This is a genomic window from Pseudomonas sp. TWP3-2, from assembly GCF_049897765.1.
In the GTDB taxonomy this organism is placed as follows: Bacteria; Pseudomonadota; Gammaproteobacteria; order Pseudomonadales; family Pseudomonadaceae; genus Aquipseudomonas.
This window is the reverse complement of the sequence record NZ_JAFCWW010000036.1, coordinates 1-18,307: the sequence shown is the minus strand read 5'-3', so window position 1 is coordinate 18,307 and position 18,307 is coordinate 1. Positions and strand designations below refer to the sequence as shown.

Sequence of the window (18,307 nt, the reverse complement as noted above, 5' to 3'; positions counted from 1 at the left end):
CCAACGCTGTGCTATCGTTGCGGCATCATTCCGTAACGATCCAAGAGTATCTCTGCATGAAGGTGGCCATCTGGGCGACAGAGCGCGTATATGGCTGCAAGCAGCTGGTGCTTGGCAGTCTGCTCCTGATGCTGGCAGGTATGGCCATCGCGCAAGCGCAAACGCCGCCGGGCATGGCTGAGCAACGAGCCAAGTCGGTTACTCAGGTCGTGCTTGGGATCCTCAGTTATGCGCGCTGGCCGGTCGAGCCGGCGCAGTTGCACCTGTGCATCGTCGGTCCCACCGAATACACCGATGATCTGGTAAAGGGCACGACCCAAGCCACGGGCCGTCCGGTTACCGTGCGCCGTTTGCTCGCCGACAATCCAGCCATCGTCAGTGAATGCAACGCGGTGTACATCGGCAAACTCACGGCGGATGAACGCAGCCGGCTGTTCGCTTCTCTGATTGGCCATCCGATATTGAGCATCAGCGAAAGCGACGATCAATGCACGGTCGGCAGCCTGTTCTGCCTGCGCGTCGGAGATGAGCAAGTGTCGTTCGAGGTCAACCTCGACTCCGTTGCCCGCAGTGGCGTGCGCATTCATCCAAGCGTGCTGCAGTTGTCCCGCCGCAAGCCGGCGGCGCCATGAAAAAGCATAACTCCACAGAACTGCCGAGCCTCGGCTCGGTGATCGGTCGCGGGCATTTGATTGTTGCCTTGATAGCGGTGGCGATGGCGAGCGTTTCGCTGACACTGCTCGGCGTGTTGGCGTTGCGGGTTTATGCCGATCACAACCTGCACCTTATTGCCCGTTCGATCAGCTACACGGTCGAAGCGGCGGTGGTGTTCGACGACAAAACCGCCGCGTCCGAAGCGCTGGGCTTGATCGCCGGGACCGAAGAAGTCGCCCACGCGCAGGTCCTCGACAGCAACGGTGAATTGATCGCCAGTTGGCAGCGGCCGGAGAACGGTTTCATTACTGAATTGGAGATGCAGGTCGCCCGCGTCATCCTGGAAAAACCCGTGAGCCTGCCAATCGTGCATCAGGATCGTGAGATCGGCCGCGTCTTGCTCACCGGTCACGGCGGCAGTCTGATGCGCTTTCTGCTGAGTGGTCTGGCCGGGATCATTCTGTGTACCGCGATCAGCGCCTGGGTCGCGTTGTATCTGGCGCGTCGTCAATTGCGCGGGATCATCGGCCCACTGCACAGCCTCGCCAGCGTAGCCCACGCCGCTCGCAGTGAACGCGTACTGGATCGTCGTGTGCCGCCCGCCAAAATTGCCGAGCTCGACAATCTCGGTAACGACTTCAATGCCTTGCTCGACGAACTCGAATCCTGGCAATCGCATCTGCAGACCGAGAACGAAACTCTCGCCCATCAGGCCAGCCACGACAGCCTGACCGGATTGCCGAACCGCGGGTTTTTCGAAGGCCGACTCATGCGCGCCCTGCGCAGCGCGCACAAAAACAACGAGCGGGTGGCGGTGTTGTTTCTCGACAGCGACCGTTTCAAAGGTATCAACGATAACTTCGGCCACGCTGCCGGCGATGCGGTGCTGGTCGCGGTGGCCAATCGGATACGCGCGCAGTTGCGCGAAGAAGATCTGGTGGCGCGTCTGGGCGGCGACGAGTTCGCCGTGCTGCTGACGCCGTTGCACAAGACCGCAGACGCCGAGCGCATCGCTGACAAGATTCTCGCGAGCATGGATATGCCCATCGCGTTGCCGGGCGACAGCAGTGTGGTGACCTCGCTCAGTATCGGCATCGCGGTTTATCCCGATCATGGCTCCACGCCCGGCGCCTTGCTGAATGCCGCCGACGCGGCCATGTACCAAGCCAAGCGCCTGTCGCGTGGCGCCCAATTCACTGCCGGGGCGGAGCACCCGGTCGAACCCGTTCAAACCAGGAGCTGATCTTCGTGTTCTCACTTTCTTCGCGTTTGTTTTTCTCTGTGATGCTAATGGCTGTGCTGGCCCTGACCGGTTGCCAGACCGCGCCGCAAAAAGGCCTGACCCCGGCGCAGATTGCCGTGCTCAAACAACAAGGCTTCGCCCCGACCGACGAGGGCTGGGAGTTTGGTCTGTCGGGCAAAGTGCTGTTTGGCAGTGATGTCGAAAGCCTTAACCAGCAGAGTACCGAGATTGTCGAAAGGATCGGCAAGGCACTCTTGGGGATTGGCATCGAGCGCGTGCGGGTCGACGGGCATACCGACGCCTCTGGCAAGGAAACCTACAACCAGCAACTGTCGCTGCGCCGGGCCAAAAGCGTGGCCAACGTGTTGAGCAGCGTCGGCATGAAGCAAGAGAACATTCAGTTGCAGGGGTTGGGCAGTCGCGAACCGGTGGCGTCCAACGACACCGCCGCCGGCCGCACCGAAAACCGCCGCGTCTCGATCGTGGTCAGCGCCGACTAATCGGCGAACAACATCTCGCGAGTCTGCCCCATCAGCAGACCCTGATTCCGCTCAGTCACCTCGCGGATGTAATCCCACAACAGGGTGATCCGCTTCAACTTGCGCAGATCTTCCCGGCAGTACATCCAGAACTGCCGGGTGATGTCGATTTCCTCCGGCAGCACCGGCAGCAGGCGCGGATCCTGTGCGGCGAGGAAGCACGGCAGAATCGCCAGCGAACGCCCTTGCTGCGCCGCTACGAATTGCGCGATCACGCTGGTGCTGCGCAAGTTCGCGCTGGCGCCGGGCAGCACGTTCCCCAGATACAGCAGCTCCGAGCTGAACGCCAGATCGTCCACATAACTGATGAATTGATGCTCGCTCAAGTCGGCGGGACGGCGGATCGGCGGGTGTTGGTCCAGATAGTCCTGAGTCGCGTACAGCTGCAAACGGTAGTCGCAGAGTTTGCAGCATACATACGGCCCGTGTTCCGGCCGTTCCAGAGCGATGACGATATCGGCCTCGCGTTTGGACAGGCTGATGAAGTGCGGCAACGGCAGGATATCCACCGAGATCGCCGGGTAAGCATCGACGAAATGGCTCAGTTGCGGCGTGATAAAGAAACTGCCGAAGCCTTCGGTGCAGCCCATGCGCACATGCCCTGACAGCGCGACGCCTGAGCCGGACACCTGCTCACAGGCCATGTGCAGCGTGCTCTCGATCGACTCGGCATAACCGAGCAAGCGCTGGCCTTCGGCGGTCAGCACGAAGCCGCTGGTGCGCGACTTCTCGAACAGCAAGGTGCCGAGCGCCGCTTCCAGCGAGCTGATGCGCCGCGACACGGTTGTGTAGTCCACCGCCAGGCGTTTGGCCGCGGTGCTGGCCTTGCGGGTGCGGGCGACTTCGAGGAAAAACTTGAGGTCATCCCAGTTCAGCGAACCTAAAGACGTGATGTTTTTTTGCATGATGGACGGGCTTATATGTGCGTACTTATTAGAAGTTTGCACATCTATACTCCAAAAACCGTCCGACAACCAATTCGTGACACACGGCTTTGCTCCCTCGATAAAAACAATTCCAGGAGAACCGCATGAACGCTTCGCTTACGCCTACCGACACCACGATTCAAACGGTCAAGCTGCTGATCAACGGCGAGTGGGTCGAATCCCAGACCAGCGAATGGCACGACATCGTCAACCCGGCGACCCAGCAAGTGCTGGCCAGAGTGCCGTTTGCCACTGCTGATGAAGTCGACGCCGCCATCAGCGCCGCACACCGCGCGTTCCAGACCTGGAAGCTGACACCAATCGGTGCGCGCATGCGCATCATGCTCAAGCTGCAAGCGCTGATCCGTGAGCACTCCAAACGCATCGCCGTGGTGCTGAGCGCCGAGCAGGGCAAAACCATTGCCGACGCCGAGGGCGATATCTTCCGAGGTCTGGAAGTGGTCGAGCATGCGTGCTCCATCGGCAGCCTGCAAATGGGCGAGTTCGCCGAGAACGTTGCCGGGGGCGTTGATACTTACACCCTGCGTCAGCCAATCGGCGTCTGCGCCGGCATCACTCCGTTCAACTTCCCGGCGATGATTCCGCTGTGGATGTTCCCGATGGCCATCGCCTGCGGCAACACCTTCGTACTCAAGCCATCAGAACAGGATCCGCTGTCGACCATGCTGCTGGTGGAGCTGGCGATTGAGGCCGGGGTTCCGGCGGGCGTGCTCAACGTTGTGCACGGTGGCAAGGACGTGGTCGATGGCCTGTGCACGCACAAGGACATCAAGGCGATTTCGTTCGTCGGTTCGACCGCTGTCGGCACCCATGTTTATGACCTGGCCGGTAAACACGGCAAGCGCGTGCAATCGATGATGGGCGCGAAGAACCACGCCGTGGTGCTGGCCGACGCCAATCGCGAGCAAGCGCTGAATGCCTTGGTCGGCGCCGGTTTCGGTGCGGCCGGTCAGCGTTGCATGGCCACCTCCGTGGTGGTGCTGGTCGGTGCGGCCAAGCAATGGCTTCCGGATCTGAAAGCGCTGGCGCAAAAACTCAAGGTCAATGCCGGTAACGAGCCAGGTACGGATGTCGGCCCGGTGATTTCGAAAAAAGCCAAAGCGCGGATCCTCGATCTGATCGAAAGCGGCATCAAAGAGGGCGCGAAGCTGGAACTGGACGGTCGCGAGATCAGCGTGCCGGGTTACGAAAAAGGCAATTTCGTCGGCCCGACCCTGTTCTCCGGTGTGACCACCGACATGCAGATCTACACCCAGGAAATCTTCGGCCCGGTGCTGGTGGTGCTGGAAGTCGACACCCTCGATCAGGCGATTGCGCTGGTCAACGCCAATCCGTTCGGTAACGGCACCGGCTTGTTCACCCAGAGCGGTGCAGCGGCGCGTAAATTCCAGACTGAAATCGACGTCGGCCAGGTCGGCATCAACATTCCGATTCCAGTGCCGGTGCCGTTCTTCAGCTTCACCGGTTCTCGTGGATCGAAGCTCGGCGATCTCGGCCCGTACGGCAAGCAAGTGGTGCAGTTTTACACCCAGACCAAAACCGTGACGGCGCGCTGGTTCGATGACGACAGCGTCAACGACGGCGTGAACACCACCATCAATCTGCGCTGAGGAACCGGCCATGAAAATCGCATTTATCGGTCTCGGCAACATGGGCGCGCCAATGGCGCGCAACCTGATCAAGGCTGGCCATTCGCTGAACTTGGTCGACCTGAACAAGACTGTATTGGCAGAACTGGAACAACTCGGCGGCAGCATTCGCGCTTCGGCGCGTGAGGCCGCCGAGGACGCAGAACTGGTGATCACCATGCTCCCGGCCGCCGTGCATGTGCGCGGTGTCTGGCTAGGTGAGGACGGCGTGCTGGCCGGCATCGGCAAAGGCGTCCCGGCCGTCGATTGCAGCACCATCGATCCGCAGACCGCGCGCGATGTCGCCGCTGCCGCCGCCAAACAAGGCGTGGCCATGGCCGATGCGCCGGTGTCTGGTGGCACCGGTGGCGCGACTGCCGGCACGTTGACGTTCATGGTCGGCGCGACGCCGGAACTGTTCGCCACTCTGCAACCGGTGCTGGCGCAGATGGGCCGCAACATCGTGCATTGCGGTGAAGTCGGTACCGGGCAGATCGCCAAGATCTGCAACAACCTGTTGCTCGCGATCTCGATGGTCGGCGTCAGTGAAGCCATGGCGTTGGGCGATGCGCTGGGGATAGATACCAGCGTGTTGGCCGGCATCATCAATAGCTCGACCGGGCGTTGCTGGAGTTCGGAAATGTACAATCCATGGCCGGGCATCGTCGAAACGGCGCCGGCCTCGCGCGGGTATACCGGCGGCTTCGGTGCCGAATTGATGCTCAAGGATCTGGGGTTGGCCACCGAGGCCGCGCGTCAGGCACATCAACCTGTGATCCTCGGCGCAGTGGCGCAGCAGTTGTATCAGGCGATGAGCCAGCGCGGGGAGGGTGGCAAGGACTTCTCGGCGATCATCAACAGCTACCGCAAGCCGCAGTAGCGGCCGCGGCAGACTGCGATCACAAAGCAATTGTGGCGAGGGGATTTATCCCCGTTCGACTGCGAAGCAGTCGCAAAATCAACGACTGAGGTTTGTCAGATAGACCTCGTCGCTGATTTTTAGGGCCGCTTCGCGCCCCAACGGGGATAAATCCCCTCGCCACAGGTGACTTCCGACTCTCTTGGTATCACGCAAACACGAAATATTTGCGCACGGTTTCCACCACTTCCCAAGTGCCTTTCATCCCCGGCTCGACCACGAAGATATCGCCGGCACGCAGATGAATCGGCTCCATCCCGTCCGGGGTGATCACGCAGTAGCCTTCCTGGAAATGGCAGTACTCCCACTTCACATAATCCACGCGCCACTTGCCCGGCGTGCAAATCCACGTGCCCATGATCTTGCTGCCGTCTTCGCTGGTATAGGCGTTGAGATTGACGGTGTGCGGATCGCCTTCGAGCTTTTCCCATTTACAGGCGTCGAGTACCGGTAGCGGATGAGTGTCGCGAAGAACGGTGACAGGTGCGGTGGCAGTCATTGGGAGCTCCGGGCAGTGGGGGTGAGAGATGAGCTCGCACCCTATAGCGCCCGGTTGAAGGTCAATTGTCTGTGCTCGACATTGAGCTGCCCAGAAACGCAGCCTCCTCAAAGATTTTGCAGCGGGCAATCCTCTTCGGCGTCTTCCAGCGTCAATTCGAACGCCACCAGTTGCGCGTGTTGGCGCGACAGCGTGGCGAGCTGCTCGCTGAGCTCGCGTTTCTTGTCTTCGATGGCTTGTCGGGCCACGGCCCAAGGGATGGTTTTACCGCGATGCGGGGCGAAGATTTCCTGCAACTCGCGAAGCCTGAAACCCAGCGCTTTTGCGCATTTTATGAAGCGCAGCCGCTCGACGCTCTGCAGGTCATAGAGGCGGTAGTTGCCTTTGCGTTGAGCGGGCGCAAGCAGGCCGATCGCCTCGTAATGGCGGATGGTCTTGACCGTGGTGCCGGAGCGTTCGGCGGCTTCGCTGATGTACATCCAGGATCCCTCTTTTGCGGTGATGCGGCCCGCGCATTATTGCCTGGCGTCAGAGGCTGGCGATAGCTGCGGTGCGCCGCAGCCAGGCTTCACGCTGACCTGCACTGGCGTTCAGAACCGGGCCGAATGTGAGCGTGCGCAAGGGTTGGATACCGCAGAAAAGCAGGGTTGTATTGCGCACCTGACGCAGCCCGGGCATGCGGTATACCCAGCGGAAATACCAGGGCGGTGTATCCATGGTCACCAGCAGATGCGCGGTCCGACCGGCCAGCAGCTTGTCGGGAAAGGCTTTGCCTGGGCGGTACTTGAAAGCAAAACCGGGAAGGAACACCCGATCAAAAAACCCCTTGAGCAATGCCGGAACACCGCCCCACCAGATCGGATAAATCAGCACCAGATGCTCGGCCCAGAGGATATCGACCTGCGCGTCGAGCAAGTCGGCTTCCAGCGCCTGAACCTGCTGATAGCCTTCGCGCAGAACCGGGTCGAATCGCAGATTGCCCAACGCCAACTGACGCACCTGGTGCCCGGCCTGCACGGCGGCTTGTGCATAGCGTTGAGCAATCGCGCCGCAGAAACTCGCGGCCGAAGGATGCCCGAGAATCAGCAGAATACGTTTGCCCATGGTCTTGTCCTGGCCGATGAAAAGCCAAGGTTAAAGTCTGCCCCCTAGGGGAGAGTCAAGGCTTGCAGCAATGCGCTGGCGTAGGCGGGCATTGCTGCAAATTCGCGGGCGCAGAGTAATAGCTTGCGCCGGGCCCAGGCTTCGTTCAGCGCGATGGTTTTGAAGGGTTGTCGCGTTGCACGTTCGACCGCCGCTTGCGGCACGATGGCCAGCCCGGCGCCGTGGGCGACCATGCGCAGCACGCCGTCGAAGCTCTCGGCGCGGATGCGCATCTGCATGCGCGCGCCGCTGTGCAGAGCTTGTTCTTCCAGATAGATCGCCAGTGCGCTGTCGCTGCCCAGGCCCACGAAGTCGTGGCGCAAGGCTTCGCTGAAACTCACCGCGTCAGCGTTCGCCAACGGGTGATCCAGCGGCGCAATCAGCACCAGCGGATCGTCGCGAAATGGCTGCGTCTGCAAGTCGCTGGTGTCGACTGCATCGGAGACGATTCCCAAGTCTGCCGCGCCCTGACGCAAGGCGTGGGTGATGCGTGCGCTGGGCAGTTCCTGCAAATCGATATCGAGGTTGGGATGCTCGCGCAGAAAATCCGCGAGCACTTCCGGCAGGTATTCGGTGATCGCCGTGGTGTTGCACAGCAGGCGCACTTGGCCTTTGACGCCTTGGGCGTATTCGGCGAGATCCTGCTGCATGCGCTCGGCCTGTTGCAGCAGGATTCGGGCGTGATGAGCCAGAGCTTTGCCGGCGGGTGTGGGCGTGACGCCGCGACGTCCGCGTTGCAGGAATTCACTCCCGAGTGACGCTTCCAGCGCACGGATCCGTGCGCTCGCGGCGGCTAGCGACAAGTGGCTGCGGGCGGCCCCGGCGGTGATGTTGCCGGCGTCGAGAATGTGCAGATAGAGGCGCAGGTCGGTGAGGTCGAAGTGCATGGGGTCGCCTGAATATTTTTAGTGTCAGCACCGGCCTCATCGCCAGCAAGCCAGCTCCCACAAGGTGTGGCGCCGTACACAGCTTTTGTGTTCAACGCTGAAACCTGTGGGAGCTGGCTTGCCAGCGATGAGGCCGGTGGCCACAACTGATTTGTCAGCCTCTTGCTGTGTGAGAGGCAGCCTCAGTGTATGCCAGATTTTCAACACTCTGGCCAAAGCGCAAAGTCAGCCTATGAACACACTTGCAGATTTCTATCAAAACCTTGGTCTGACCCTAACCCTGCTGGTCATCGCCACCTTCATGCTCGCCGGCCTGATCAAAGGCGTTATCGGCCTCGGCCTGCCGACTGTCGCCATGGGCTTGCTCGGTCTGGCTATGGCACCATCACAGGCTGCTGCATTGCTGATCATTCCCGCGACCCTGACCAACGTCTGGCAACTGGCATTCGGCGGACATCTGCGAGGGCTGATCAAACGCCTGTGGCCCATGCTGCTGACGATCTTCTTCGGTACCGGCGTCGGTACTCTATGGATCGGCATGGCGGGCGGGCATTGGCTGGTGCGCGGCTTGGGCGCGGCGTTGCTGCTGTATGCGCTGAGCGGATTATTCCTGCCGACCTTGAATGTCAGGCGCCGACATGAGCCTTGGCTCGGCCCACTGTGCGGCGTGATCACCGGCATCATCACCTCGGCCACCGGCGTGTTCGTCATTCCAGCAGTGCCATACCTGCAAGCCTTGGGTTTGAACCGCGATCAACTGGTGCAGGCGCTTGGCCTGTCCTTCACCGTCTCGACCCTGGCACTGGCCGGCGCACTGCTGTGGCGCGGCGCACTCGGTGGCGGCGAGTTGAGCGCCTCGTTGCTGGCGCTGATCCCGGCCGTGCTCGGCATGTTGCTCGGGCAGTGGCTGCGTCAGCGCATCAGCGCCGTGTTGTTCAAACGCGTGTTTTTTATCGGTCTGGGAGCGCTTGGTGCCCACTTGCTGGTCAACGGTTAGTCGCCATCGTCGGTTAAACTCCTTTTCTCACAGCACAATGCAATTGTGCCGGGCGAGCACAAGAGGACACCCGTGAAAGCCAGATCCGATGAGTTGCAGATTTTCGTCTGCGTGATCGAATGCGGTTCGATTTCCGCTGCTGCCGAGCAGGTCGGGCAAACGCCCTCGGCAGTCAGCCGCACCCTGTCGCGCCTCGAAGGCAAGCTCGGCACCACGCTGATCAACCGCACCACAAGACGCATGGACCTGACCGAGGAGGGCAAATACTTTTTCGAACAATCCAAGCTGATTCTCGACCAGATGGAACAACTCGAAGAACGCCTGTCCTCACGCCAGCAAAACCCCTCCGGCCGCTTGCGAATCAATGCCGCCGCGCCGTTCATGCTGCATGCCATCGTGCCGTACATCGATGAATTCCGCCGGCTCTATCCGGACATCCAGCTCGAACTCAACAGCAACGATCTGATCATTGATCTGCTGGAACAAAGCACCGACATCGCCATTCGCATCGGCACCCTCGCCGATTCGACTCTGCACGCGCGTTCGCTGGGTTGCAGCCCGTTGCTGATCGTCGCCAGTCCTGCGTATCTGGAAAAGTACGGCGCACCCAAGCAAGTCGCCGATCTGAGCGAACACACGCTGCTCGGTTTCACCCAAAACGAAGGCCTCAACCAGTGGCCGTTGCGCGATGTGCATGGCGATCGTTGGCCGATCACGCCCGCAATCAGCGCTTCCAGCGGCGAGACCGTGCGCCATTTGGCACTGCAGGGGCAGGGCATTGCCTGCCTCTCGCACTTCATGACCATCGACGATATTCGAGCCGGGCGTCTTGAGATCCTGCTGGCGGAATACAACAGCGGCTATCGCCAGCCGATCAACGCCGTGTACTACCGCAATTCGCAACTGGCGCTGCGTATTCAATGCTTCCTCGATTTCATCCAGAGCAAGCTCGCGGCCTACGCCAGCGCCGATTTCCAGGGTTGATTCGTGATCTCTGCGCAAGAGTGATTTGGGTGAGGGCGGGTTTTTCCGCACGAGTCGCAGGTCGATACTCGTCCCATCACTTAATCACGCAGGGACTTTCTCCATGAACGTATTCGTTACCGGCGCTGCCGGTTTTATCGGCGGTTCCATCGCTACCGGTCTGGTGCAGGCCGGGCATCACGTCACAGGTCTGGTGCGCAGCGCCGAACAGGCCGATGAACTGAAAGCACTGGGCATCAATCCCGTGATCGGCACCCTCGAAGATCAAGCGCTGCTCGCCGAACAGGCCCGCGCCGCCGACGCCGTGATCAACGCCGCCAGCAGTGACCATCGCGGCGCGGTCGAAGCTTTGCTCGACGGCCTGCGCGGTAGCAACAAAGTGTTCCTGCACACTAGCGGTTCGAGCATCGTCGGCGATGCATCCGGCGGCAAATCCAGCGACGTCATCTACCACGAGGACAACCTGCCGGCGCCAACCGTCGACAAAGCCGCGCGCGTGGCCATCGACAACCTGATTCTCGCCGCCGCCAAGGACGGGGTGAATTCGGCAGTCATTTGCAACACGCTGATCTACGGCCACAGCCTCGGCGTCAAACGCGACAGCGTGCAACTGCCGCGTTTGCTCAAACAGGCACGCAAGAGCGGCGTGGTGCGCCACGTCGGCACTGGCCAGAACATCTGGTCCAACGTGCACATCGAAGACGTGGTCGCTCTGTATTCGCTGGCGCTGACCAAGAATGTGCCGGGCACCTTCTACTTCGTCGAAAGCGGCGAAGCCTCGTTCATCGACATGACCACCGCCATGGCCCAAGCGTTGAACCTCGGCGAGCCACAAGACTGGCCACTGAAAGATGCCGAAGCCGAATGGGGCTACGAAATGGCCAACTACGGCCTCGGCTCCAACAGCCGGGTACGCGGCAAACACGCCCGCGAACTGCTGGGCTGGGCGCCGAAACGCACGTCGGTGGTTGAATGGATTCGTAACGAAATGGTGTAAGCCCCCCCAAAAAAAACCGTGGAGCCAGCAGGTTGGCTCCACGGTTTTTTTTTGCCTGTGAAGTCCCCGGAAACAGGGGGGCTGTAAGCAAGATTTAATTTTTAGGCAGGGGTGTCTGGGGTTTTTCAGAAATTTCGTACTAGGCTTTCACACGGTCAAACAGGGTGGCGTTAATGGCCGCCGACTGGTTATACGGCAACAACTTGTTGCATAGGCATGAAGCCGGCCAGCAAGTTACTGCTCATGGAGTTTTATGCAAATGGAATTCGCGATGGCAACACACTCTTGATGCCTTCTCGTGAAGGTATATCCCGGCAAGCGGAAGCAGATCGACCGTCTCCTTAGTGGCGAGGGGCGAGCATGAAGTCCGTATCTGATGTTAATCAAGGCTGGCGCCGGGCATTCCCCGGCGTAGGCGAAGTCATCACCTGAATTGGCAAGAACAAGGAGTAGTCATGATCATTTTGGGCGTTACTAACAACGACTTGTCGGGTGCCTGTCTGGTACGTGATGGTCAGATTCTTTCAGCCGTCAGCGAGGAGCGCTTCACTCGCATAAAGGATCACAAGATCTGGCCGGTAAAGTCCATTGAGTTCGTGTTGAGCCAGGCAGGGGTGTCACTGGAAGATGTCGATTATGTTGCCTATGGATGGAACGCTGGCTTCAATGCCGAAAAACACCTTGAGTTGTACTTTGATCGAATTGTCGAGGAGGTCAGGAATAATCCCCTGGGGCTTGCGCAGTTCCGTCAACGTGTAACCGATGAAATAAACAACGATAAAGAGAAACGCGCCGAGTTTGATCAATATATTTCTGCCAACGGTCTGGCTGGCAAGGCTTATTACATTGATCACCATGAGTGCCATGCTCTCGGAGCCTATGTCTGTTCACCGTTCGACGAAGCGCTGACCCTGACGTGCGATGGGCGAGGCGACTTCCAGTCCCTGACGGTCACTTGGCACAGTCCGACCGAAACCACCGTGCTGCAACGCGAAACCAGTATTGACAGTCTGGGGTATTTCTACGGGCGGATTACCCATTTACTCGGTTACAAGCCTAACCGGCACGAGGGCAAAGTCACTGGACTGGCCGCTTTTGGCGATCCGCAAAAGTTGCTGGGGGTGATGCAGCAAATGATCCGTTTTGAAGACGGGCGAATCAAGGCCTGTTGTGGCGATATGTTCCTGCCGTCCTACAACCACTACAGCGAACCACTGGAAACCCTCTTCGCTCGGGAAACGCCTGAGGATATCGCCGCGGCCGTGCAGCGCCATACCGAAGACCTGCTGGTGGCGACAGTCACCCACCATCTGGCGCAACGTGGCAGCACCAATCTGTGTCTGGCCGGTGGTGTATTTGGCAACGTCAAACTCAATCAGCGCCTGCGTGAGATCAGCGGTGTAAAGAATGTTTATGTGCTGCCGTGCATGGGCGATGGCGGGTTGGCACTGGCTGCGGCGGTGGGCGCGGCCTATCTGGAGCAAGGCACGCGCTTCAAAAACCCTGCAATGGCACTCGGGCCTGAGTCGCGCACGGTTTCGCAGAACATCAATCTGATCAATCGCGACTACCCCGAACTGGGTTACCACACGCCGTCGAACATCATCGAAGTGCTGACCGACGCTCTGATGGAAAATCAGGTGCTGGGTATGTTCAAGGGCAAGATGGAATTCGGGCCGCGTTCGCTGTGCAACCGAAGCATCGTCTACCACGCGCAGGATGCCGACGTTAACGACTGGCTCAACAAACGCATGCACCGCACGGAGTTCATGCCCTTCGGCCCGGTCACGGCCATTGAGCAGGCACCCGCCTGCTACGTCGGTTGGGACGCGGATCAGGTGGCGGCAGACACCATGACCATGACCTACGATTGTCACCCGCAGTTCAGGGAAGCAAGCCCGGCAGTCGTGCACGTTGACGGCACCGCGCGGCCGCAGATCATCCGCCCGCAAGGTGATGCTTTCATGCATCGCCTGTTGAACGCATGGCATCAAAAGACCGGGCAGGCCGCTTTGATCAACACCTCGTTCAACCGCCATGAAGAACCCATCGTGTGCTCTTCCCAGGACGCCCTGGATGCGTTGAAAGAAGGGATGGTCTACCTGGTGGTGATGAGCGAGTCCCTGATTGTCTGGCGCAAAGGCAAAAACAGCTTCACCGGCCAGCGCTTCGAGTAGTGGGCTGATAGTGTTCGGGGCTCCTCGCGAGCCCTGTTTCTGGAGTATCAAGCGTATGGTTGACGCATGTATCTAGTCTTTTTCGGGTTCTTCGCAGCGGAAGGGATTATCTATCCGTTCTGGCCGACCTGGCTGGATTCACTGGGTTTCAGTGCCAGCCAGATAGGCTTGCTGATTGCCGCGGCATATTGGCCACAGGTGTTCACCGGGGTGTTTATCACTTATGTGGCTGACTGGCGTGTGGACCAACTGCGCCTCGCCGCTTTTCTCGGCTTCACGGCGGCGTTCTGTACGTTGCTGTTTTATTTCATTCCGGCACATCTATGGATATTTGTGTGCCTCAGTATTCTGTTTGGCGGGCTGTGGATGGTTGTATTGCCATTGTCCGAGTCCTATTTGCTCAAGCGCGACAAACAGGCGTTGCAGAATTATGGCTGGGTCCGGGCAGTGGGATCCTCGGCCTTCATCCTGACCTCGACGCTTGGCGGTCTTGTGCTCGCGAAGTACGGCCAGTCCTGGGTGCCGATCATGATCGCCGCAAGCATGTTGTTCACCGCTTTGGCGTGTTTGCACTTGAAACACCAGGTTTCCCGTGCGCATCTGGAGCCTGTCGCCCGCACCATCAAACGACCTGACTGGACAGCCCTGTTTGCGCAAAAGAGTCTGCTGATCGCCATTGCGGCGGCCAGTTTTATTCAACTGAGCCACACCTTGTATTTTTCCACAGCCTCCATTGGCTGGGGAGTCAAAGGCTTCTCTCCGGCGGTCATCGGAGCCTTCTGGGCGGTGGCTGTGATTGCGGAAATCATCTACTTCGCGCTCTCGAGCAAAGTCCTGGCGTATTACTCGCCACTGTCCATCGTGATGTTTTCGAGTGTCTGTGCGGCACTGCGCTGGGCGTTGTTTTCCGACAGCGACGCGGTCTCGCTGATTCTGCTCGGCCAGGGCTTGCATGCGCTGAGTTTTGCCGCCTACCACGCAGCGATCATGCGGTTCATCCGCGACCATGCACCGCAAGATATTCAGGTCTTTACGCAAGGAGTTTATTACTCCTTGGCTGTTGCGTTGCCCATGGGGCTGGCTACGCCCTTTGCCGGATATTTATACGAGACACACCCGCAGTGGTCCTACTATGTGATGGCTCTGTTCGCCCTGATCGGAACGGTGCTGGCATTTCTCGCCCATCAAAAGATGCGAAGTTCACCCGATGAAACAACGAACGTTTACAGCCGTCTGCTTTGATATGGACGGTGTGCTTATCCAGTCTCGCGATGTCATTGAATTTGCCTGGACCAGCGTTGCACGCAAGTACGGCGTTGGCGTCGATCAGACATTCATCGACGATCATATTCACGGCAGACCCGGCGGTCATACCTTGCAGACCCTGTTTGGTCAGTTCGATGAAGATCAGCGTGTGGCGATCAAGCAGGAAGTCGACGCCATCGAGCAGGTGTCGAAATGTCCGATGGTGCCGGGGGTGGCCGCGTTTATCGCTCGACTAAAGGATCGCGCCGTACCCTTGGCATTGGTGACCAGCAGTTGGCGAGCGCGTGTCGACCACGTTCTGCAGCAACACGATCTGACTGACGTGTTTGACAGCATCATCTGTCGCGACGACGTTCGCAGCGGCAAGCCGGCGCCTGATCCCTATTGCCTGGCAGCTGCGCAATTGGGGCGTCAAAGTGCAGAGTGCCTGGTCTTCGAAGACTCCGTCAGCGGCGTGCAGTCAGCGGTCAGCAGTGGTGCAGAATGCATCGGCATCGGCGATGACCCGACGCTGATCGCCCACGGAGCCGCACACTCTTATATGGACTTCACGCTGCTGCCGATCTCGCTGACCGGGAGGCTCGCTCTACCATGACGCTCACTCTGCGGCACGCCGGTGTGCTATGGGAATACCTCACGCAAGGACGCGCACACAGCGCATGTGAACTGATCGTGGTCTGCGGTTCATACGATCTTCGAGTGTGTGATTACGCCTGCCAATTGTTGAAAGAAGGTGTTGCCCCGCACCTGTTGTTCACCGGTAATACCGGGAACTGGACGAGGCATTTGTGGGCACAGACCGAAGCCGACGTTTTTGCGCAACGAGCCGTGACATTGGGCGTCTCGGTGGATCAGTTCACACTGGAGTCGCGCGCTACCAATTTCGCCGAGAACATTGCCTTTGCCAGGGCGTTGTTTCCAGACGTGCGCCGGGCCACATTTCTGACCAAGCCGAATTCGATTCGGCGAGTGGCGTTGACCGTGCCGGTGCAATGGCCGGGACTTGAGGCATCGGTGGATGCCCCTTCCTACAGCTTCCCGGGCGAGGTGAGCAATTTGATCGGAGTCTTGGGGCTGATCGACGAAATGGTCGGTGATGTGCACCGCATCATGGTTTACCCTTCGCTGGGTTTTCAGGTCGAGCAGGCAGTACCTGAAGAGGTTCAGGTCGCATGGCGATATCTGATAGAGCAAGGGTTCGATCATCATTTGATCAAAGGCAGCAGTTGACGCGGATCCGCTGCCGGGAGACTGACGTGCTGTACGACACACTGATTCGCAACGCCTTGGTCATCGACGGCAGCAACACGCCCGGTTACTCCGCTGATGTGGCGCTGCTCAACGGCCGCATCCAGCGCATCGGCGACCTGCACGACGCCCGCGCCGTTGAAGAAGTCGACGCCGCTGGCCGGGTGCTTGCGCCCGGTTTCATCGACGTGCACACCCACGACGACACCGTGGTGATCCGCCAGCCGCAGATGCTGCCAAAGCTCAGTCAGGGCGTGACCACAGTGATCGTCGGCAATTGCGGGATCAGCGCTGCACCGGTCAGTTTGAAAGGCAATCCGCCGGATCCGATGAACTTGCTCGGCACTGCCGCAGCCTTCGTTTATCCACGCTTCAGCGACTACCGCGCAGCGGTCGAAGCGGCCAACACCACGCTGAATGTGGCAGCGCTGGTCGGGCACACGGCGCTGCGCAGCAATCACCTCGACGACTTGTTCCGCACCGCCACCGCTGATGAAATCGCGGCGATGCGCGAGCAGTTGCGTGAAAGCCTGGAGGCCGGTGCCTTGGGTTTATCCACAGGGCTGGCGTATGCCAGTGCGTTCAGCGCATCAACCGATGAAGTCATGCAACTGACCGAAGAACTCACTGCTTTCGGCGCGGTGTACACCACCCATTTGCGCAGTGAATTCGAACCGGTACTGGAGGCGATGGATGAAGCTTTCCGCATCGGCCGTCACGCCCAGTCGCCGGTGATCATTTCCCACCTCAAGTGTGCCGGGGCGGGTAACTGGGGGCGCAGTCCGCAACTGCTGGCGTCACTGGAACAAGCGGCGAAAACCCATCCGGTCGGCTGCGATTGTTATCCGTATGCGGCGAGTTCTTCGACGCTGGATTTGAAGCAGGTCACCGACGCGCACCGCATCACTATTACTTGGTCGACGCCGCATCCGGACGTGAGTGGCCGCGACTTGATCGACATCGCCGCCGAATGGAATCTGCCGTTGCTCGAAGCCGCCAAGCGTCTGCAACCGGCCGGCGCGGTGTATTACGGGATGGACGAGAACGACGTGCGGCGGATTCTTGCGCATCCGTTGTCGATGGTCGGCTCCGATGGTTTGCCGGAGGATCCGTTTCCGCATCCGCGTTTGTGGGGCGCGTTCCCACGGGTGCTTGGGCATTTCAGTCGCGATGTCGGGCTGTTTCCACTGCACACCGCTGTACACAAAATGACTGGATTGTCGGCGGCGCGTTTTGGCTTGAAGGAACGCGGCGAAATTCGTGAAGGACACTGGGCGGATCTGGTGTTGTTCGATCCCGCGACCGTGCGCGATGTGGCGGATTTCAACGATCCGCAACGCGCGGCGCAGGGGATTGACGGGGTGTGGATCAACGGCGTGTTGAGCTACAAGGACGGGCAGGCCAACGGTCGGCGCGAAGGGCGGTTTCTGGCACGGCAGGGCGATTTGCGCGACGGCTTTATTTGATCTGCGTCGCATAGTGGCACAGTGCAATTAAAGAAAGTCCGCACCAAGCCGAAGTGCTGACATCCAGCCCAGCTACACTGTCGGGCCAACCAGTCAGGGAGCAATTCATGAGCTTCGGCAAAACCACCCCGATCCTGCGGATCTTCGATGAAGCCAAGGCCATCGAATTCTACGTCGACTTCCTCGGTTTCAAGATCGACTGGCAGCACCGCTTCGAAGCGAATTTCCCGCTGTACTTGCAGGTGTCGCGTGGCGAATGTGTGTTGCATCTGTCCGAGCATCATGGCGATGCGAGCCCGGGGTCGGCGCTGCGTATCGAGACTGATGAACTCGAGGCGTTTCAGCAGCAGTTGCTGGCCAAGGACTACAAGTTTTCCCACCCGCAGATTCAGGCGATGCCGTGGGGCAGCCAGGACATGACCATTGCCGATCCGTTTGGCAATCGGTTGGTGTTTACCAATGCGATCAGCCTCTGATCCGAAAAGCCCCTCACCCTAACCCTCTCCCAGAGGGAGAGGGGACTGATCCGGGGATGCTCGGGAAATACGCCGACCTGAAAATGCTCTAGCGAATCCATAATCGACTCGGTTATTCAGTGCAGTGGTCAACTAATTCCGGGCACCTCGATAGGTGGTTTTGACGCCATCGCCCGCTCATAAACGGTCGGTGGCAGATATCCCAGTTTCGAGTGCAGCCGTTCGTTGTTGTAAAAC

At 59.5% G+C, this 18,307-nt stretch carries 19 protein-coding genes; 14 read left to right on the top strand and 5 right to left on the bottom strand.

Going from position 1 to position 18,307, the window contains the following annotated elements:
* The first annotated feature begins 56 nt into the window (after positions 1-56).
* From ACP7EE_RS27185 to ACP7EE_RS27175, 3 genes are read left to right on the top strand one after another with little or no spacing between them, the layout of a single operon-like run.
* Positions 57-632 (top strand): YfiR family protein, encoded by a 576-nt coding sequence (locus ACP7EE_RS27185; protein WP_420651122.1) that lies wholly within the window; start codon positions 57-59, stop codon positions 630-632.
* The gene (locus ACP7EE_RS27180) at positions 629-1,897 is read left to right on the top strand and encodes a diguanylate cyclase domain-containing protein (RefSeq protein WP_426238062.1); all 1,269 of its coding nucleotides are present in this window, start codon (positions 629-631) and stop codon (positions 1,895-1,897) included. Before ACP7EE_RS27185 ends, ACP7EE_RS27180 begins: the two co-directional genes overlap by 4 nt.
* Before the next feature lie 41 nt (positions 1,898-1,938).
* Positions 1,939-2,397, top strand: a complete 459-nt coding sequence (locus tag ACP7EE_RS27175) for an OmpA family protein (protein ID WP_426202736.1) — start codon at positions 1,939-1,941, stop codon at positions 2,395-2,397.
* Here ACP7EE_RS27175 and ACP7EE_RS27170 read toward each other — a convergent pair.
* Positions 2,394-3,341, bottom strand: coding sequence for a LysR family transcriptional regulator (locus ACP7EE_RS27170; protein ID WP_426238060.1), 948 nt, complete (start codon positions 3,339-3,341; stop codon positions 2,394-2,396). The genes ACP7EE_RS27175 and ACP7EE_RS27170 overlap by 4 nt on opposite strands.
* 125 nt (positions 3,342-3,466) lie before the next feature.
* On the opposite strand from ACP7EE_RS27170, the gene ACP7EE_RS27165 reads away from it, so the two are divergent.
* Both ACP7EE_RS27165 and mmsB read left to right on the top strand, forming a co-directional pair.
* Positions 3,467-4,993, top strand: coding sequence for a CoA-acylating methylmalonate-semialdehyde dehydrogenase (locus ACP7EE_RS27165; protein WP_426202714.1), 1,527 nt, complete (start codon positions 3,467-3,469; stop codon positions 4,991-4,993).
* A gap of 10 nt (positions 4,994-5,003) precedes the next feature.
* The gene (gene mmsB / locus ACP7EE_RS27160; RefSeq protein WP_420651063.1) at positions 5,004-5,891 is read left to right on the top strand and encodes a 3-hydroxyisobutyrate dehydrogenase; all 888 of its coding nucleotides are present in this window, start codon (positions 5,004-5,006) and stop codon (positions 5,889-5,891) included.
* A 187-nt stretch (positions 5,892-6,078) separates the two neighbouring features.
* Here the strand turns inward: mmsB and ACP7EE_RS27155 are convergent, their stop codons facing one another.
* The 4 genes from ACP7EE_RS27155 to ACP7EE_RS27140 form a co-directional block, all read right to left on the bottom strand.
* Complete coding sequence (locus ACP7EE_RS27155; RefSeq protein WP_420651064.1) at positions 6,079-6,429, bottom strand: cupin domain-containing protein; 351 nt, start codon at positions 6,427-6,429, stop codon at positions 6,079-6,081.
* A gap of 107 nt (positions 6,430-6,536) precedes the next feature.
* Positions 6,537-6,908 (bottom strand): MerR family transcriptional regulator, encoded by a 372-nt coding sequence (locus ACP7EE_RS27150; protein ID WP_420651065.1) that lies wholly within the window; start codon positions 6,906-6,908, stop codon positions 6,537-6,539.
* 49 nt (positions 6,909-6,957) lie between these two features.
* Positions 6,958-7,533: an NAD(P)H-dependent oxidoreductase gene (locus ACP7EE_RS27145; protein WP_426238057.1), complete on the bottom strand. Its 576-nt coding sequence runs from the start codon at positions 7,531-7,533 to the stop codon at positions 6,958-6,960.
* Between the two features lie 44 nt (positions 7,534-7,577).
* Positions 7,578-8,459 carry a LysR substrate-binding domain-containing protein gene (locus ACP7EE_RS27140; protein ID WP_426238055.1) on the bottom strand — a complete coding sequence of 294 codons (882 nt, stop codon included), beginning with the start codon at positions 8,457-8,459 and terminating at the stop codon, positions 7,578-7,580.
* A 232-nt stretch (positions 8,460-8,691) separates the two neighbouring features.
* On the opposite strand from ACP7EE_RS27140, the gene ACP7EE_RS27135 reads away from it, so the two are divergent.
* The 9 genes from ACP7EE_RS27135 (at position 8,692) to ACP7EE_RS27095 (ending at position 18,070) form a co-directional block, all read left to right on the top strand.
* Positions 8,692-9,456 (top strand): sulfite exporter TauE/SafE family protein, encoded by a 765-nt coding sequence (locus ACP7EE_RS27135; protein WP_426238053.1) that lies wholly within the window; start codon positions 8,692-8,694, stop codon positions 9,454-9,456.
* Between the two features lie 72 nt (positions 9,457-9,528).
* Positions 9,529-10,440 carry a LysR substrate-binding domain-containing protein gene (locus ACP7EE_RS27130; protein ID WP_426202702.1) on the top strand — a complete coding sequence of 304 codons (912 nt, stop codon included), beginning with the start codon at positions 9,529-9,531 and terminating at the stop codon, positions 10,438-10,440.
* 103 nt (positions 10,441-10,543) lie between these two features.
* Positions 10,544-11,437, top strand: a complete 894-nt coding sequence (locus ACP7EE_RS27125) for an NAD-dependent epimerase/dehydratase family protein (RefSeq protein ID WP_426238051.1) — start codon at positions 10,544-10,546, stop codon at positions 11,435-11,437.
* Between the two features lie 455 nt (positions 11,438-11,892).
* On the top strand, positions 11,893-13,614 hold the full coding sequence (locus tag ACP7EE_RS27120; protein WP_426238049.1) for a carbamoyltransferase family protein: 1,722 nt from the start codon (positions 11,893-11,895) through the stop codon (positions 13,612-13,614).
* Between the two features lie 66 nt (positions 13,615-13,680).
* Positions 13,681-14,856 (top strand): MFS transporter, encoded by a 1,176-nt coding sequence (locus ACP7EE_RS27115; RefSeq protein WP_426238047.1) that lies wholly within the window; start codon positions 13,681-13,683, stop codon positions 14,854-14,856.
* 1 nt (position 14,857) lies between these two features.
* A complete protein-coding gene (locus ACP7EE_RS27110; RefSeq protein WP_426238070.1) occupies positions 14,858-15,475 on the top strand; it encodes an HAD family hydrolase in 618 nt (205 codons plus the stop codon).
* The gene (locus tag ACP7EE_RS27105) at positions 15,472-16,110 is read left to right on the top strand and encodes a YdcF family protein (RefSeq protein WP_426202691.1); all 639 of its coding nucleotides are present in this window, start codon (positions 15,472-15,474) and stop codon (positions 16,108-16,110) included. Before ACP7EE_RS27110 ends, ACP7EE_RS27105 begins: the two co-directional genes overlap by 4 nt.
* Before the next feature lie 26 nt (positions 16,111-16,136).
* Complete coding sequence (locus ACP7EE_RS27100; protein ID WP_426238045.1) at positions 16,137-17,594, top strand: D-aminoacylase; 1,458 nt, start codon at positions 16,137-16,139, stop codon at positions 17,592-17,594.
* 107 nt (positions 17,595-17,701) lie between these two features.
* Complete coding sequence (locus ACP7EE_RS27095) at positions 17,702-18,070, top strand: glyoxalase superfamily protein (protein WP_420651076.1); 369 nt, start codon at positions 17,702-17,704, stop codon at positions 18,068-18,070.
* The last annotated feature ends 237 nt before the right edge of the window (positions 18,071-18,307 follow it).

Bases quoted from the DNA above. Each gene is read 5' to 3' on its own strand.
- ACP7EE_RS27120 (WP_426238049.1), top strand. From the start codon at position 11,893: ATGATCATTTTGGGCGTTACTAACAACGACTTGTCGGGTGCCTGTCTG.
- ACP7EE_RS27140 (WP_426238055.1), bottom strand. From the start codon at position 8,459: ATGCACTTCGACCTCACCGACCTGCGCCTCTATCTGCACATTCTCGAC.
- ACP7EE_RS27145 (WP_426238057.1), bottom strand. From the start codon at position 7,533: ATGGGCAAACGTATTCTGCTGATTCTCGGGCATCCTTCGGCCGCGAGT.
- ACP7EE_RS27125 (WP_426238051.1), top strand. From the start codon at position 10,544: ATGAACGTATTCGTTACCGGCGCTGCCGGTTTTATCGGCGGTTCCATC.
- mmsB (WP_420651063.1), top strand. From the start codon at position 5,004: ATGAAAATCGCATTTATCGGTCTCGGCAACATGGGCGCGCCAATGGCG.
- ACP7EE_RS27110 (WP_426238070.1), top strand. From the start codon at position 14,858: ATGGACGGTGTGCTTATCCAGTCTCGCGATGTCATTGAATTTGCCTGG.
- ACP7EE_RS27105 (WP_426202691.1), top strand. From the start codon at position 15,472: ATGACGCTCACTCTGCGGCACGCCGGTGTGCTATGGGAATACCTCACG.
- ACP7EE_RS27175 (WP_426202736.1), top strand. From the start codon at position 1,939: ATGCTAATGGCTGTGCTGGCCCTGACCGGTTGCCAGACCGCGCCGCAA.
- ACP7EE_RS27170 (WP_426238060.1), bottom strand. From the start codon at position 3,341: ATGCAAAAAAACATCACGTCTTTAGGTTCGCTGAACTGGGATGACCTC.
- ACP7EE_RS27155 (WP_420651064.1), bottom strand. From the start codon at position 6,429: ATGACTGCCACCGCACCTGTCACCGTTCTTCGCGACACTCATCCGCTA.
- ACP7EE_RS27135 (WP_426238053.1), top strand. From the start codon at position 8,692: ATGAACACACTTGCAGATTTCTATCAAAACCTTGGTCTGACCCTAACC.
- ACP7EE_RS27185 (WP_420651122.1), top strand. From the start codon at position 57: ATGAAGGTGGCCATCTGGGCGACAGAGCGCGTATATGGCTGCAAGCAG.
- ACP7EE_RS27150 (WP_420651065.1), bottom strand. From the start codon at position 6,908: ATGTACATCAGCGAAGCCGCCGAACGCTCCGGCACCACGGTCAAGACC.
- ACP7EE_RS27115 (WP_426238047.1), top strand. From the start codon at position 13,681: ATGTATCTAGTCTTTTTCGGGTTCTTCGCAGCGGAAGGGATTATCTAT.
- ACP7EE_RS27165 (WP_426202714.1), top strand. From the start codon at position 3,467: ATGAACGCTTCGCTTACGCCTACCGACACCACGATTCAAACGGTCAAG.
- ACP7EE_RS27180 (WP_426238062.1), top strand. From the start codon at position 629: ATGAAAAAGCATAACTCCACAGAACTGCCGAGCCTCGGCTCGGTGATC.
- ACP7EE_RS27095 (WP_420651076.1), top strand. From the start codon at position 17,702: ATGAGCTTCGGCAAAACCACCCCGATCCTGCGGATCTTCGATGAAGCC.